Source organism: Solimonas fluminis (assembly GCF_002930645.1).
GTDB lineage: Bacteria > Pseudomonadota > Gammaproteobacteria > Nevskiales > Nevskiaceae > Solimonas_A > Solimonas_A fluminis.
In genome coordinates this window covers 1-1,496 of record NZ_PSNW01000029.1, presented here as the reverse complement: position 1 = coordinate 1,496, position 1,496 = coordinate 1, and the positions used below count along the sequence as shown (strand labels likewise).

The window sequence follows — 1,496 nt, the reverse complement described above, 5'->3', positions numbered from 1 at the left end:
TCAACGGTCCTCGCACCGACGTCGGCGACATCAGCAGCTTCGCCTATGACGGCCAGAACAACCTGAGTCAGGTGACCAACGCCCTGGGGCAGGTCACGCAGATCACCGACCACGACGCGCACGGCAACCCGCTGCGCCTGGTCGACGCCAACGGCGTCGAGACGTTGCTGACCTACGATGCCCGGCAACGGCTGAAGACTCGAAACACGGCCGGCGAGACCACGAGCTTCGAGTACGACAAGGTCGGCCAGCTCAAGAAGGTCACGACCCCGGACGGTGCCTGGCTGGCCTACAGCTACGACGCCGCCCACCGCCTGACCGGCATCGCCGACCCGGACGGCAACCGCATCGAATACACCCTGGACTGGGCCGGCAACCGCCTCGAGGAAAAGGTCTACGACCCGTCCAACCTGCTGCGCCGCAGCCAGGCGCGGCTCTACGACGGCCTCAACCGCCTGAGACAGATCCAGGGCGGCAACGGCCAGCTTACGCAGCTGGGCTATGACGACAACCACAATCTGTCCACCACCACGGTCAATGGCAGCCAGGTCACCACCCGCGGCTACGACGCCCTGGACCGCCTGATCCAGGTCACCGATCCGGGCAACGGCGTCACGCAATACGCCTACAACCCGCGCGACGAACTCACTAGCGTCACCGACCCCCGGAGCCTGGTCACCACCTACACGCGCAGCGCCCACGGCGACGTCACCCAGTTGCAGAGCCCGGACACCGGCACCAGCACCGCCACCTACGACAGCGCCGGCAACCTCAAGACCCGTACCGACGCCAAGGGCCAGCTCGTCAGCTACACCTACGACGCCCTCAACCGGCTGACCCAGGCTGCCTACACCGGCGGCCCCAGCATCAGCTACAGCTACGACGCCGGCCCCTACGGCAAGGGCCGGCTCACCGGCATCAGCGGCCCCGGCGCCTCGCTGGCCTGGACCTACACCCCCCACGGCCGCGTCGCCAGCCAGACCCAGGTGGTCGGCACCAGAACGCTGGTCACCGGCTACAGCTACGACAGCGCCGGCCGCCTGGCCACCCAGACCCTGCCCTCCGGCAAGGTCGTGGGCTACCACTGGACCCTGAACCGCCTGACCAGCGTCACCCTGGACGGCAACCCCGTGGCCAGCAACCTCCAGGACGAACCCTTCGGCCCCATCCGCCAATGGGACTTCGCCAACGGCCAGCAGGTCAGCCAGAGCTTCGACCTCTCCGGCCGCATGACCGCCCACAGCCTGGGCAGCCTCGGCTACGACACCGCCGACCGCCTCACCGGCCTGACCCACGGCGGCCTGTCCCACCTGACCGGCACCAAGACCTACGGCTACGACGCCCTGGACCGCCTGACCAGCTACCTGGGAGCCAGCTTCAACATCGGCTACGGCTACGACGCCAACGGCAACCGCAGCCAGCAGACCGGCACGGCGGGTACCACCGACTACACGACCAGCCCCACCAGCAACCGCCTGGACAGCCTGACCGACGGC

General features: G+C 68.4%; 1 pseudogene. It reads left to right on the top strand.

What is annotated here, in order from left to right:
* Window positions 1-1,496: pseudogene (locus C3942_RS21830) on the top strand (RHS repeat protein); the annotation flags it as partial.